Origin of the sequence: Oscillibacter sp. (assembly GCF_040505565.1) — a bacterium.
Classification (GTDB): Bacteria; Bacillota; Clostridia; order Oscillospirales; family Oscillospiraceae; genus Oscillibacter.
Genome location: NZ_JBEUWZ010000015.1, coordinates 1 through 13,862, shown reverse-complemented (window position 1 = coordinate 13,862; position 13,862 = coordinate 1). Strand labels below are relative to the sequence as shown.

The 13,862-nt window shown below is 53.8% G+C and carries 15 protein-coding genes; 8 read left to right on the top strand and 7 right to left on the bottom strand.

Features of this window, described 5'->3' with window-relative positions; all coding sequences use genetic code 11:
* Positions 1-3 precede the first annotated feature (3 nt).
* Complete coding sequence (thiE, locus tag ABWQ15_RS08270) at positions 4-642, bottom strand: thiamine phosphate synthase (protein WP_353908292.1); 639 nt, start codon at positions 640-642, stop codon at positions 4-6.
* A 631-nt stretch (positions 643-1,273) separates the two neighbouring features.
* On the opposite strand from thiE, the gene thiW reads away from it, so the two are divergent.
* The 4 genes from thiW to ABWQ15_RS08250 all read left to right on the top strand — a co-directional run bounded on the left by thiW (position 1,274) and on the right by ABWQ15_RS08250 (position 6,035).
* Positions 1,274-1,795, top strand: coding sequence for an energy coupling factor transporter S component ThiW (gene thiW / locus ABWQ15_RS08265; protein WP_353908291.1), 522 nt, complete (start codon positions 1,274-1,276; stop codon positions 1,793-1,795).
* Positions 1,796-1,798: 3 nt separating this feature from the next.
* Positions 1,799-2,602: a hydroxyethylthiazole kinase gene (gene thiM, locus ABWQ15_RS08260; RefSeq protein WP_353908290.1), complete on the top strand. Its 804-nt coding sequence runs from the start codon at positions 1,799-1,801 to the stop codon at positions 2,600-2,602.
* A 292-nt stretch (positions 2,603-2,894) separates the two neighbouring features.
* Positions 2,895-3,968, top strand: coding sequence for an acyltransferase (locus ABWQ15_RS08255; RefSeq protein WP_353908289.1), 1,074 nt, complete (start codon positions 2,895-2,897; stop codon positions 3,966-3,968).
* A 219-nt stretch (positions 3,969-4,187) separates the two neighbouring features.
* Positions 4,188-6,035 (top strand): DUF4914 family protein, encoded by a 1,848-nt coding sequence (locus ABWQ15_RS08250; protein WP_353908288.1) that lies wholly within the window; start codon positions 4,188-4,190, stop codon positions 6,033-6,035.
* A gap of 72 nt (positions 6,036-6,107) precedes the next feature.
* Here the strand turns inward: ABWQ15_RS08250 and ABWQ15_RS08245 are convergent, their stop codons facing one another.
* The 4 genes from ABWQ15_RS08245 to pepF all read right to left on the bottom strand — a co-directional run bounded on the left by ABWQ15_RS08245 (position 6,108) and on the right by pepF (position 10,302).
* Positions 6,108-6,275: a hypothetical protein gene (locus tag ABWQ15_RS08245; RefSeq protein WP_353908287.1), complete on the bottom strand. Its 168-nt coding sequence runs from the start codon at positions 6,273-6,275 to the stop codon at positions 6,108-6,110.
* 188 nt (positions 6,276-6,463) lie between these two features.
* Positions 6,464-7,984, bottom strand: coding sequence for a recombinase family protein (locus ABWQ15_RS08240; RefSeq protein WP_353908286.1), 1,521 nt, complete (start codon positions 7,982-7,984; stop codon positions 6,464-6,466).
* Between the two features lie 54 nt (positions 7,985-8,038).
* Positions 8,039-8,200 carry a hypothetical protein gene (locus tag ABWQ15_RS08235; protein WP_353908285.1) on the bottom strand — a complete coding sequence of 54 codons (162 nt, stop codon included), beginning with the start codon at positions 8,198-8,200 and terminating at the stop codon, positions 8,039-8,041.
* A gap of 317 nt (positions 8,201-8,517) precedes the next feature.
* Entirely contained in the window at positions 8,518-10,302 is a 1,785-nt protein-coding gene (gene pepF, locus ABWQ15_RS08230) for an oligoendopeptidase F (protein WP_353908284.1), read from the bottom strand.
* Positions 10,303-10,639: 337 nt separating this feature from the next.
* On the opposite strand from pepF, the gene ABWQ15_RS08225 reads away from it, so the two are divergent.
* From ABWQ15_RS08225 to ABWQ15_RS08210, 4 genes are read left to right on the top strand one after another with little or no spacing between them, the layout of a single operon-like run.
* Positions 10,640-10,870, top strand: coding sequence for a 4Fe-4S binding protein (locus ABWQ15_RS08225; RefSeq protein ID WP_353908283.1), 231 nt, complete (start codon positions 10,640-10,642; stop codon positions 10,868-10,870).
* A 24-nt stretch (positions 10,871-10,894) separates the two neighbouring features.
* Complete coding sequence (trxA, locus tag ABWQ15_RS08220; RefSeq protein ID WP_353908282.1) at positions 10,895-11,200, top strand: thioredoxin; 306 nt, start codon at positions 10,895-10,897, stop codon at positions 11,198-11,200.
* Positions 11,201-11,203: 3 nt separating this feature from the next.
* Positions 11,204-11,866 (top strand): cytochrome c biogenesis CcdA family protein, encoded by a 663-nt coding sequence (locus ABWQ15_RS08215; RefSeq protein ID WP_353908281.1) that lies wholly within the window; start codon positions 11,204-11,206, stop codon positions 11,864-11,866.
* A gap of 13 nt (positions 11,867-11,879) precedes the next feature.
* Positions 11,880-12,446 carry a TlpA family protein disulfide reductase gene (locus ABWQ15_RS08210; protein WP_353908280.1) on the top strand — a complete coding sequence of 189 codons (567 nt, stop codon included), beginning with the start codon at positions 11,880-11,882 and terminating at the stop codon, positions 12,444-12,446.
* Between the two features lie 201 nt (positions 12,447-12,647).
* On the opposite strand, the gene ABWQ15_RS08205 is transcribed toward ABWQ15_RS08210, so the two are convergent.
* Both ABWQ15_RS08205 and ABWQ15_RS08200 read right to left on the bottom strand, forming a co-directional pair.
* Positions 12,648-13,049: a bacteriohemerythrin gene (locus ABWQ15_RS08205; protein WP_353908279.1), complete on the bottom strand. Its 402-nt coding sequence runs from the start codon at positions 13,047-13,049 to the stop codon at positions 12,648-12,650.
* Between the two features lie 46 nt (positions 13,050-13,095).
* Positions 13,096-13,554, bottom strand: a complete 459-nt coding sequence (locus tag ABWQ15_RS08200) for a polysaccharide deacetylase family protein (protein ID WP_502919116.1) — start codon at positions 13,552-13,554, stop codon at positions 13,096-13,098.
* Positions 13,555-13,862: the final 308 nt, after the last annotated feature.

The window sequence follows — 13,862 nt, the reverse complement described above, 5'->3', positions numbered from 1 at the left end:
GGCTCAGCGGGCGATCTGCTCGGACAGGGACAGCATCTGCCGCGCGGCGGCCTTCACGTCGACTTGGGCAAAGAGGGCGGAAACCACCGCCACGCCGTCCAGTCCGCAGCCGGAAAGCTGCGAAATGTTGTCTGCTTTGATGCCGCCGATGGCGACGACGGGGATGCGCACAGCGGCCGTGACGGCGCGGATCATCTCCTTGGAGAGAGGCTTTGCCTCCGCTTTGGTATGAGAGGCGAAAGCGGCCCCGATGCCCAGATAATCCGCGCCCGCGGCCTGAGCGGCCAGCGCCTCGGCCACATTATGGACGGAGACGCCGACGATCTTATCCGGACCCAGGGCGGCGCGGGCTTTCACTGCGGCCATGTCCTCCTGCCCCACGTGAACACCGTCCGCGCCGGAAGCCAGGGCAATCTCCACACTGTCGTTGATGATACTAACGGCGCCAAGATTTTTGCACAGGGGTACGAACCATCTGGCCTCCGCCAGAAACGCCGCATCGTCCAGCGCTTTTTCCCGGAGCTGCACGATCCCCGCGCCGCCGGCAATCGCGTCTGTCACCTGCGATTCCAAAGCTCCGCCGTTCAGCCAGGCGCGGTCCGTAACGGCGTACAGCCGGAGACAATTCCGCTTTAATTTCATAAACAACACTCCTTCAGAATATGCATAAAAAAATCCCGCAGACATTCCAATGTGGAATCTCTGCGGCAAAGCTCGCGGTATTTCCCTACGTTGGCATGATCCAAATCAGGTTACGGGTCGGAGCCTTTCAGCCCCCTCTCAGCCCGCGAATCAGCGGACTCCCCTTTTTATTTGTACATTCATTATACGCCTTTGTTCTTCAGAATGCAACTGTTTTTCGCTGCCTCTTGACAATTTTCGCGGAGAATGGTATTATGTCGCAAAAAACAGGGGAGCCGAAAGGCTGAGAGGAAGCGCACGCTTCGACCCGCGAACCTGATTTGGGTAATGCCAACGTAGGGAGCAACAGGGATGCAGCGGAGGCGTGTCACGCCCCCGCTTTTTATTTTGCAGACTGCGGAGAGGAGATGGCAAATACGACGCCCGGTCAGGCCGGGAGCGGAAGCCGGGGGAGCGCCCGGGATTCCGTGTCGGAGACAAGAGAATATGCAGCGATGGGAAGCCGTGTTCCGGCGTGAGAGGAGGCCAGTGAGCCTCGACCGAAGAGGCGGGGGACGACGGTCCGCCGTCTCATCCTCGCAAGGGGAAGCTGCGTGTTTCTCCCTGCCATTAAAAGAAGGAGTCCTTTCCGATGAAACAAAATGCTACTGTAAAAAAGCTGGCGCTAGCCGGTGTGCTGTGCGCCGTGGCCGTGGTGGGCAGTCTCTTCTCTTTTCCCGTGCTGGGCAGCAAGTGCGCCCCGGTGCAGCACATGGTCAACATAATTTGCGCGGTGTTCCTTGGCCCGTGGTACGGCGTGGCTGTGGCGTTTGTGGCAAGTCTTCTACGGAACCTCTTGGGGATTGGCAGTCTGATGGCCTTTCCCGGCAGCATGTGCGGCGCACTGCTGTGCGGCGTCGTATTCTGGAAGTCGAGGAACCTGCCCGCCACGCTGGCAGTCGAGGTGCTCGGCACCGGTGTGATCGGCGGACTTTGCGCCTATCCCATTGCCACGATGTTTATGGGCGTGGACGCCGCCGCGGTGGCGTTTTACGCTTATATCATCCCGTTTTTGATCTCCACCGCCGCCGGGTCCATTCTGGCGGGGCTGCTGGTTTTTGCCCTGCAAAAATCCGGCGCGCTGAATTCTATGCGCGCCACACTGGAGAGATGATTCATGCTGCCCTTTGACCGTCTGGACGAACTGCGAAAGGCCCGGCCTCTGATCCATTGCATTGCCAATCTGGTCTCCGCCAATGACTGCGCCAATGTGCTGCTGGCAGCGGGGGCCTCTGCCATGATGGCTCAGGCTCCGGAGGAGATGGAGGAGATCGCCGCCATCTCCTGCGCCACCGTACTGAATACCGGTACGCCCGATGAGGAGAAATTCACGGCCTGCCGACTCAGCGGCGGCTTTGCCGTAAAAAACCAGCCGGTAGTGCTGGACCCGGTGGGCGTGGGTGCGTCGGCATGGCGGCTGAAAGAGACAGAAAAACTGCTGGAGAGCTTTACTCCCTCCGTCATTCGGGTGAACTTTGGGGAAGCATGGGCGCTGCTGCACCGCGCCGGAGAAGAACAGGGCGTGGATTCTACTGTTGGCGCGACCCCGGCAGCGCGTCTGGACTGTGCCCGGGCGCTGGCGCTGAAACGAGGAACCACAGTGCTGCTCTCTGGTACGGAGGACGTCGTCACCGACGGGGTGCGGGCCTGCCGCGTTTTGGGCGGCAGTGCATGGATGGCCCGCGTCACCGGAACGGGGTGCATGCTGTCTGTCCTCTGCGGGGCGTTTACCGCCGTGGAACCGGATCTATTTCTGGCTGCGTCGTTGGCCTCCGCTTTCTGGAAGGTCTGCGCGGCAAAGGCGAAGGATGCGCTGGCTTCCGGACAGGGTGCGGGAGCGTTCCGCTCCGCGCTGCTCGATGCTGCCTCAACGCTTGAGACGGGAGAGTTTGCCCGGCTTACCCGGGCGGAGATGCTTTAAGGCGGCGGAGTCGCTGCGCAAAATCTGTGAGGATAGTTGCCTGCGTGGGTCTCTCCCTTGCTGCCGGACGAAACCGGCGGAACGGGAGAGACCTATGCTTTTTTACGGAAAAGAAAAACGCTTGATCCCTCTGAAAGATTCGATACTTCCAAATATTATGTTGTATTTTTAGGTGAGCGGCCTATAATAAATGTTGGTAGCAAATAAAACATGCCGCACGCCATTTTGCGGCGATGACAAATGAAAATACGAGATGATGTATGGAGCACCGAAATGATTGAGGAGAGCTTCTATGGAAGATAGACAAATCGCTATGGCAGATAGACAAATTGCAAGGGATGCATCGATTGATTTCATGAAAGTCATTGCAATTATTGGCGTTGTAACGATCCATACGTGCATAGGCGGGTATTCGTATCCGATCGGTTCTTGGAATTGGGTCGCGAGTTTATTTTGGGGCAGTCTCACGCGGGCAAGCGTGCCTCTTTTTTTTATGTGCAGCGGCGCCCTTCTACTTGATCCGCACCGTGAGTTAGGCTTAAAAAAATTATATTCGAAAAATATACTCCGGGTTTTGACTGCACTGTTTTTTTGGGCAATACTCTATAAACTGTTTTTTCTTCTGACAACAGGCACTTTTTCACGTCATACAGTTTTTGCGGCCATAAAAGAGGTGGCGCTTTTCAAGCAGGAAGATCATTTGTACTATGTGCATATCATTCTTCTTGTTTATGTTTTCCTGCCAATTACCAGAGCGTTTGTAAAAGCCGCAGATGAAAAATTGATGCAATATGCTTTAGCATTGTGGCTTGTTCTTGGAATTCTGTTTCCAACCGTTATGGTATTCTGGCCGTTTTCGCTCTTGGTCGGCATTCCTTTGCAATGGATGCTGAATCTGACATATGCTTCCATTGGATATGGAATACTTGGCTATTATTTAAAGCACCACAGCTTCAAACCTACATACTATCTGATAATCGGCTCTGTTGGGTTTGTTTTGACGTTCGGTGCAACATGGTATGGATCTGTGCGGCAAGGCGAGCTCTATCAGCATTTTTTGGAGGGCATGTCTTGCGGCGTGGCATTTTTTGCGGTTGGCATCTACGGGATATGCACTAAACTGACAGAAAAGCGAAAATTCTCTTTAAAAATTTGCAGGGCACTGTCTTATGGATCAAAAGCCTCGTTTTGCATTTTTTTGGTACACGTTTTCTTTATAAAAATTTTTCCTTCAATTGGCCTTACCGTAACCCTTTTTCCATGCCTACTTTCCATCCCCTTTTTGGCGGCCCTCAACTTGGCGGCAAGCCTGTTTTTCTATTGGATTTTGTCATATATTCCAATTCTAAATAAATGGGTGGTTTGAGCGGAAATCTACAAAAGCGACCCGTCTTATTTCTAAATTACTTTGGAAATAAGACGGGTTTTTAGCGCGGCTGCTCTTGAAAAGTATCGAGAAATATGTTATATTTAATCGGTTGCATTTTTAAACCAGCTAAATTTTCAACCGAAAAAGTTTCTGTTTCTACTATAATAACTGGAAGCGAGGGGACCAAAACTGAACGAAGTATTGAAGCGCTTTGTATTGCCGAAGGAACTGGGTGCCATCGTGGACTGCAGTCCCAGCGTCATCGTGCCAGAGAGCAAGGAGACGCTCTATGAATTGATTTTCGGCAATGAGCACACCAATCGGATCGATGTGGTGTACGATGTGGAGGGCCGGCCAGTCCACGAAGCGGATGTGGTACGCTGTAAAAACGGGGCCGTGGTCAATTATTCCGAGGACTATATGCGCCGCCGGGACCCGGACTGTATGCGCATCGCCGATGACCAGCCCACGGACAAGCCCCGGTTTGAGGATGTCTATGGCTATTCTTTTGCCGAGGTACGCAAGGAGACGTTTCAGTGGCTTTCCACCCAGGAGCTGATTTTGGTGCCCTTCAAGGCCGGCGGGTATGACCACGGCTACGAGGCGGCGCTGGTCTGCCCGCGAAACGCAGCGTTTTTTGCCTTCGCCGTATCGCAGCTGCAGGCGTTCGTCAACGTCCGGGAACTGAAAAAATTCACACCCCGGGCCATCATTTACGTAGCACCGCCCCTCCGACACACCCGCTTCAATGGAAAGCAGGTGGTGGTTCACAGCCGCAGCCGGGATCTGCATGAGATTTTCTCCTATAATCTCTATCCCGGCCCCTCCGCTAAAAAGGGCGTTTACAGTGTTTTACTGGACATCGGCGAGCAGGAGGGCTGGGTCACCGCCCACGCCTCCGCCGCCCGGATCATCACTCCCTATGAAAACGAGATGGTGATGATGCACGAGGGCGCGTCCGGCGGTGGAAAGAGCGAGCTTTTGGAAGATGTCCACCGAGAATCCGACGGACGGGTTCTGGTGGGCGTGAACACCATCAGCGGTACACACCACTATATCAGCATGAGCGATACCTGCACCATCCAGCCGGTGACGGATGACATGGCCATCTGCTCCCCGGAATTTCAGCCCGCCAACGGAAAGCTGGCTCTCACAGACGGGGAAGACGGCTGGTTTGTCCGGGTGGACGGCATCACGGAATACGGCTGCGACCCGTTGTACGAGCGTATCACCATACACACGAAGGAGCCGCTGATCTTCTTTAATCTGGACGGCGTGCCCGACGCCACCTGTCTCCTTTGGGAACATACGCTGGACACCACCGGAAAACCCTGTTCCAATCCCCGGGTGATCATTCCTCGCCGGTTGGTGGACAACATCGTCACCCAGCCGGTGGAGGTGGACGTGCGGAGCTTCGGCGTTCGGATGCCTCCGTCCACGGCGCAGCACCCCAGCTACGGCATTGTGGGCCTGCTGCACATTCTGCCCCCGGCCTTGGCATGGCTCTGGCGGCTGGTGGCCCCCAGAGGGTATAATAACCCCTCCATCAGCGGCGATTCCCCGCTGGCGGCGGAGGGCGTGGGCTCCTATTGGCCCTTTGCCACCGGACTGCGGGTGAGACAGGCAAATTTGCTGATGGAGCAGATACTCCGATGCACCTCCACCCGATACGTGCTAATCCCCAATCAGAACATCGGTATTTACAAGGTGGGCTTTACCCCGGAGTGGATTTCTCGGGAATATCTGGCCCGGCGCGGCGGTGTGAATATGCGGATGGACCGGCTGGTCCCGGCCCTGTGCCCCATTTTGGGCTACTGCCTGAAGGACATGAAGGTGGACGGACAGCACATTCCACCCAAGTTTCTCCGCCCGGAGCTTCAGGAGCTTCTCGGCAAAGAGGGATATAAGGTCGGAGCGAAGATTCTGACCGACTTTTTTGCAAAGGAATTGAAGGCTTACGACATGCCGGAGCTGCACCCCGTCGGCAGGCAGATTTTGGACTGCTTTGCCTCCGGCGGAAATGTGGAGGATTATTGCGGGATTATCCCGTTGGGATTGGAATAGAGCATATGCGGATTCCCCGGCATGGAACGCTTTCCATGCCGGGGAATCCATCTTTTTTGGGAGGGCGGGTTATTATTTACTCGTTCCGGAAGAGGAGGCGGCATTTGCGGTGCCGCCTTCGGCGGAGGGCGCGGCGCTGTTCCCTGCACTGCTTCCGGCTGCCACCTTCTGCCGTCCGGTATGATCAATGGTGTAATCCTGATTACAGGTGCCTTTGACGATTAGCTGCGAAATTGGCACGACAGAGTATCCCTGCCCAATCAGGTATTTGAGAATCCCAGGCAGGGCCTCCGGGGTATGCTTTGCCGCGTTGTGAAACAGGATAATGGATCCCGGCTGGACCTTGGAGGTGACCCGCTGCGTGATCTCATCCGCCGAAATGCCCTTCCAATCCAGACTGTCATCATTGGCGTCATTTGGAGTAACAGTTATCCCAAATCAAACTGATACTTCCATTCAATATCCATGTGGTCGGGGAACAGCAGAATGCGGGAAATCAGCAGTTCCGCGATACGGTTTTTTCCCACGAGGTCCAAGCTGTCCCACGTGGTTTCAAGGTCCTGAACTTCCTTTGCAATGGCCTCCTGGCGGCCCTCCTGCAACTGATTGAGTTCTTCTTCCAGCCCACAGCGTTCCTTCTCCAGCTGGCTGACCTTTTCGTCCAGATACCGGGATGTGATTTGGCCGGACTCCGCCGCCAGATCAATCAGCCTGTGGATGCTGTCGTCCAGTTCTTCCATCCTGCAGCTGAGCTTGTTGCGCTCCTGCGTATTCACCGCGGCGTTTTCACTCCGTAAAGCGGAATAGCGCCCGGCCCAGAGGAAAATGCGGTCACGCACAGCGTTTTCAACAGTATCCAGCCTGCCTAGGTTCCCCTCCACATCACAGCAGCTGTAGGAAATTTTTCCGGAACAGTAGAGGTTGTGATAGCGTCCGAAATTACTGGATTTGGGGATGGCTGCGTGTTCGCATTGACCGCACTTGATGAGGCCGGTCAGCCAGGTAATCTGGGAGCGTTTCCGATTGTCAATCTGCCGGTTGCCGTCCAACCGTTCCTGACAGCGAAGAAACAAGTCTGAGGGAATCACGCCGTCATTAGGGGCCAGTGACAGGGTGTGACCGCTGAAATCCGTATATTTCCGCTGGTTGGAATTCCGCTTCCCGTAGAGGTAGCAGCCCTTTCCAAAGGCAAAATCGGCGATGTCATTTGTGAAGCGGATACCCCGGTTGCGGTAGTAATGATACAGCTCAGCGCTGGACCGCGCTGCGGCCGGATTGCGCAGAATGCGGGAGACTTTGCTGGAATCCCAATGGTTGCCCTTGGGTGCCCAAACAGCCTCCCTGTTAAACTGCTTGGCAATTCCGCAGAGGCTCATCATGTCTTCCCCGTACATCTTGAAGATGCGCTCTAGAGTTTCCACCGTGTCGGGATTGGGCTCCAGCAGCTTCAGCCGCCCCTGCTCCGTGCGTATCTCGGTTTTGCGGAAGCCGAACGGCGCAGGACCGCCCAGATACATCCCCTTTTCCCCCCGGGCATAGTAGTTGTCCCGAATGCGAATCTGAATGGTCTCCCGCTCCAACTGTGCGAAGGTCATGACAATGGTCAGCATGGCCCGGCCAATGGGCGTCCCGGTGTCGAACTGCTCCTGTGTCGAGTTGAAGGAAACGCCGTGTTTGTTGAACAGGTCCACCAGATTTGCAAAATCCAGCACGCTGCGGCTGATACGGTCCAGCCGATACGTGATGATGCGGTCAATTTTCCCTGACTTCACATCCTCCAAAAGATGCTGAAATTCCGGGCGGTTGATGTTGCTTCCGCTGTATCCCTTATCGGGGTACACCACGCAGGGGATTCCATCGGAGAGCTGTCGTTTGCAGAGCTCAATTTGGGTGTCGATGGAAATGCTGTCCTTCTTGTCTATGGATTGTCTTGCGTAAATTGCGACCATGATAGTCCTCCTATACAGAATGGGCGCACGACTTGCTATCGTGCGCCTATTCTGTCATTTTTTGCCGGTGCGTTCAATACGACTGCCGGTTTGGGTCAGCAGCTTGGAAATCTGGGTTGCGACCCGCAGCTGTTCCGCTTTGGTAAACGCGCGGTTCGGGTATACATCCCGAACTCGATAAGTATCCGGTGTGGGCGCCGGTTTTGATGATGCCATGCGACAAGCCCCCTCTGCTGTACCAATCTATGCATGAGGGGGATTTCGTTATGTGCAGCAAAGACGCGAGCGCGTTCCTTTCTTTCGCGTGCCTGCCTGATGCAGGTGGGAGGAGCAAAAGAGCACCTGCCCCAACTGGTGGTTGGGTACAGATGCTCTCTGGGGTGCTCCGGCACAGGCCGGAGCCGTATTGGCGACGGAATAAACCGCACGCAAAGAAAGGAACTGGAGGATTCTCGTGCGCTTATGTTGTGGTCACTGCGGTGCTGGATGCATCGTGTGGGACACGCTCAATAAAAAAGACGCAATAACACCCATCACTCGCACGTCAGCTTCTCAAGTTCGTTAAGGGTTTCCTCAAAAATTCCGAGTGCATTTGCAACTGTATCGGGCTTTGTCAAATCAATGCCCGCAATTTTCAGCTCATCCAGCGGATACATGCTTCCGCCGGTGGTGAGAAATTCAAGGTAATTACTGGTGTCGCCCGTTTTCAGAATATTGTCCGCGATGGCAACAGCGGAGCAGAAGCCCGTTGCATACTGGTAGACATAGAACGCATTATAGAAATGAGGTATGCGCGCCCACTCGTAATCCTGCAACTCGTTGATCTTTACGCCGACGTAGTATTGTTCGTTCAGCCTGCGGTACACCTGTGAAAGGCTCTGGGCGGTCAGCGCATCCCCACGCTGATATAGATCGTGCGCCTCTCGCTCGAATTCCGCAAACAGCGTCTGGCGGAATACGGTGGTGCGGAAGCCTTCCAGAAAGTGATTCAGAACATAGGCGCGGCGCTTTTTGTCGTGCTCGCTTTTCAGCAGATACTTCGTCAGCAGAACTTCATTTACGGTGGAGGCTACCTCGGCGACCATGATGCGGTAGTCGTGGTTTGCATAGTCCTGATTTGCGTCGGATAGGAAGGAGTGCATCGAGTGGCCAAGCTCATGCACCATGGTGAATGCATCGTCCAGACGATTTGAGAAGTTAAGCAGGACATAGGGGTGAACGCCGTAAACGCCGCTGGAGAAGGCCCCCGTTGTTTTGCCTTTGTTTTCGTAAATATCCATCCAGCGCTCCTGAAAGGCGCGGTCAAGCAGTTTTGCATAATTCTCTCCAAGGGGCGCGGTGGCCTTTTTCACAAGCTCTTTGGATTCTTCAAGGCTCATCTCCCACTTGACATCGTTGACGATCGGACAGGAAAGATCATACATATTCAGCTCGTCAAGGCCAAGGAGCTTTTTGCGGAGTTTCAAGTAGCGCTCCATGGTGGGAAGGCCACTGTGGACGGACTCAACAAGACTATCGTATACGGACAAGGGCACGTTACCCGAAAACAGTGCGCGCGCGCAGGCGCTGTCAAACCCGCGGACGTCAGCGTAGTAACAGTCCATCTTTACGCTTCCCGCATACATGGCCGTCCAAGTATTGATATATTTTTTAAACTCGCCGAAATACTTCTCAAAGGACTCACGGCGGACATCTGCAGAGGCGCTTTCGCGGAAAACGGAAAAGTTGCCGTGGGTCAGCTGCTGCTCATTCCCACTTTCGTCCTTAATCTTCGGGAACTGCATATCAACGCTTTCAAGCATGGTAAAGCAGTTATCGGGGGTCTGTGCCACATCGCCCAGCTTTGCCAGCAGCTTCTCGCCTTTTTCATCGAGGGTGTGGGCTCTTGAACGGTCAATATCCTCGATCATATGGCGATAGCCCTTGAGCGTATCGTTTGCAAGGTACTCCTTCAGCTTCTCATCAGGAACGGCCAGAATTTCAGGGTCAACGAAGGCGATGGAGGTATCAAGCGCCACGTAAAGGTTCATGGCCTTTGCGGACATTTCCTGATACTTGCTGTCGCCGTTGTCCCCGCTTTTGAGAAGCGACGCATAGGAATAGACAAGCTCCACCTTTTGTAAGGCGGTAAAAATCCGATCAAGTCCCGCTCTCATGCTCTCGGCCGATTGGCCCAGAGTGCCAGCGACGCCTCCCGCCTCATCGGCAATCTTCTTTGCCTCCGCGTAGGCTTTTTCCCAATCCTCTAGACTTTTAAAGATTGGGTTTAAATCCCACTTAAATGTTTCTTCAATTTCATTTCTAATTTTAAGAGTCAATGAGATTTCCACCTTTCAAAATATGAACTCGGAATATGGGCAGAAGGATTCAGCCGAGTCATTACACTGGACTAAATACTAATATGCCCTTATTTGTTATAAACATAGCACGAAACCGCTGGCGCGGTGATATCTGATGATTCGCAGAAAAATAAAACAATTAAGCTTGCCTGTTGAGGACGGCGTGGAAGAAACCCTGCGCAGATTTACCCTCAGAGCAGGATGAGCATCATTAAAAAAACACAGGCCAATGTCACAAGAACGTGATATCGTCACGGAATGAAGACAAAAAGAGCGATATACTACAGACAGCAAAACAAAAGGAGGCGTGAGTAAAATGGTTTTCGGATTTGGGCGTAAGGCGGCGGTTGAAAGCAACGCTGAAAAGACATTGTCGGTGAATAAAAGGCGATGCCCGCAAAACCACCCCTGTCCCTCGGTCAAGGTTTGCCCGGCGGGAGCTTTGTTGCAGACGCGTTTTGAAGCTCCCACGGTGGATCAGGAGAAATGCATTCGTTGCGGCAAGTGTGTAAAGTTCTGCCCCATGAGGGCACTCACACTGGAATAATCGAACTATATCGGAGGAATAAAAATGTCTGTGCTAACGATTACGAAGGAAAACTACCAGAAAGAAGTCACGGAAAGTGACCGCCCTGTGCTGCTGGATTTCTGGGCCAGCTGGTGCGGCCCCTGCCGCATGGTCTCGCCCGTGGTGGATGAGATAGCCGAGCAGAACGCGAATGTCAAGGTCGGAAAAGTCAATGTGGATGAACAGCAGGAGCTGGCGGCGCAATTCGGCGTCATGAGCATCCCCACGCTTGTGGTCATCCGGGGCGGAAAAATCGCAAATCGGGTGGTCGGCGCAAGACCTAAGGCGCAGATTCTCTCCATGCTGTAAGCAATGCAGTATGTCCTAGTATTTCTCGAAGGAATTATCACCTTTGTCTCCCCCTGCCTGCTGCCCATGCTGCCAATCTATGTGGGATACTTCATGGGCGCGGGCGAGGGGGAAAGCTCCCACCGTACGGTGCTGCTGCGAGCATTCGGCTTTGTGCTGGGTTTTACGATCCTGTTTGTGGTGATGGGAGCCTTTGCCGGCACCATCGGAAGCTTTTTCGTAAAATACGCGACAGCTGTGAATCTGGTGGGCGGGGCTGTGATCACCGTGCTGGGACTTATCTACCTCGGCATACTCAATATTCCGATATTCAATGGCGCAAAGAGCGGCTGGCACGGCGGCGGCTTTTTTACCTCGCTGCTGATGGGCGTGGTGTTCTCCGTAGGCTGGACGCCCTGCGTGGGCGCTTTCCTCGGCAGTGCGCTGGTGCTTGCCTCCCAGTCCGGCAGCGTTCTGCGGGGTGCCGCCATGTTGCTGCTCTACTCCCTGGGGCTTGGAATACCGTTCCTTCTCGGTGCGGTGCTGATGGAGCGACTTAAGAATGTGTTCAATTGGCTGAAAAAGCACAGCGGAACGGTCTCACATATCTCCGGCGGGCTGCTGGTAGCCCTCGGCATACTCATGATGACGGGACTGCTTGGACGGCTGTTAGGTCTTGTATCGTGAAGAAGGAGGGCGTATGACAAACCGAAAAACGACAATCATCGTTGCCGCAGCTCTCGTCGTTGTGCTGCTGGGAGCGTCGGCGCTGTACCGCTCTTTGTCGGAAAGCGAAGCCTCCGCGCTGGCGGAGACACAAAGCGCGGTGCAACCGGAGGATGAAAGTATTGCCGCCCCTGATTTTACCATGCTGGACGCGGAAGGCAACAGCGTGGCGCTCTCCGATTACATTGGCACACCCATCGTGCTGAATTTTTGGGCGAGCTGGTGCGGCCCCTGTAAAAACGAGATGCCCGGCTTTGACTCCATGGCGGCGGAATTAGGGGATCAGGTTGATTTCATAATGGTCAATCTCACCGACGGAGGGCGAGAGACCGTGGACGGTGCGACGCAGTTTATCAAAGAGCAGGGCTACACCTTTCCCGTTTATTTCGACACGCTTTTAGAGGGCGCAACGGCCTATTCCGTGCGTTCCATCCCGGTGACGTATTTCATCGACACCGAGGGGAACGTGAAGGCCTATTCCGCCGGAAGCATGGAAGAGGATACGCTTCGTCAGGGCATCGACATGATCCTGGCCGAATAAGAGCAGACCGCCGCCCGGCATCGGGTGGCGGTTTGCTCTTATTCAGATAACGCCTTCGGCCCCGGCTTGTCGGTCCGCTTCACGCTGCCGCAGGTCAGGCTTACGGCGGTGGTTTTTTTGAGCAGTTCCCGGCAGGCGGATTATCGCTATAAAGCCCTGCCGCACCAATCAAAGACTGATGTGGCAGGGCTTTAACACAGTTTATTTTTGAACGCTCCTTGCGAACTCCCCAATCTTTTTATCCATGATGGAGATATGCTTAGTCAACCAGTCAACAATCATCTGGTTAGCGTTGAGAACAACCAGAATATTGCTACCCGATGCAGTATAATCACTTCGCAGCTTTTTTAATTGAGCAATAAAAGCGGTATGGGCAGCTTTTTCCTCCCCGAACTGAGGATAGTGAATGCTCAGCATGTATCGTTCTTCATCAGCAAAGTGCTTCTGGGTGTAGCTTTCCAAAAAGTCCAGCAACTCCCCAATATACTCCTTGGCTTGATTGTTTTTGCCTGCTTCAAAAAGCTTCTCTGCCTTTTCAAACAAAAGCTTATGCTGGTCGTCGATTTGCGCAACTCCGACAGACAGGTTCGGTGTCCATGGCATGGTGATTTCCCCCTTTTTATATTTCTGAGAGTTCAACATGCTTATTTTAAAGCACTATTGAAGAATATTCAAGTGTTAAAAAAGTTAACCAGACCGTCTCTCTTTGATTGCAAGCTGTGCGCCGGATTACTCCAACTGAGTGGAGTGCTTCCACATCCCATTGGATGGGCTCCAGCCCATAATCCCTCACGGCGCAGATGACATGGTTGTCGTATTCTCCGTAAGGACAGCGAATCAGAGTTGGCCGTACGCCGGAGGCAGCCTCGATTTTGTCGCAGCTCTCCTTCAGGTCGGCGGTGATCTGTTCGGTGGACAGGGAGTTATAGTGGTCATGGTGGGCGGAATGGCTCATGACCTCTTGCCCTGCGTCGTGCAGAGCCTTGACGGACTCCGGGTATTTGTCCACCCAGTCGCCCACTACGAAGAAGGTGGCCTTCACATTGTACGATCCCAGAATATCAATGAGCGTTTGCGTGTCCTCGTTCCCCCACGGTGATGGAACTATGCGGCAATTTTACCGCCGTCCCACTCGGTGGGCAGTCGGTATTTACTGCCGATGGGGGCGGGAATAGCCTCTGGCGCGGAAGCTCTCATGGAGCCCAATCGTTCCAATCAAAGCCGATGAGATAATCCCCATCGTAAGAATCACCACAATCAGCCGTGTTTTAAACTTCTCTTCAAGTAAATCTCCTTTTATATACCGCTTTCACGCAGCAACCAAAATATTCCGGCAAAAAAGTGAAAAGCTTAACAAAAAGTGCCACCACTTTTTGACAGGGTAAGCCCGTAAGCGGCTTTTTCAAGAACAGCGCG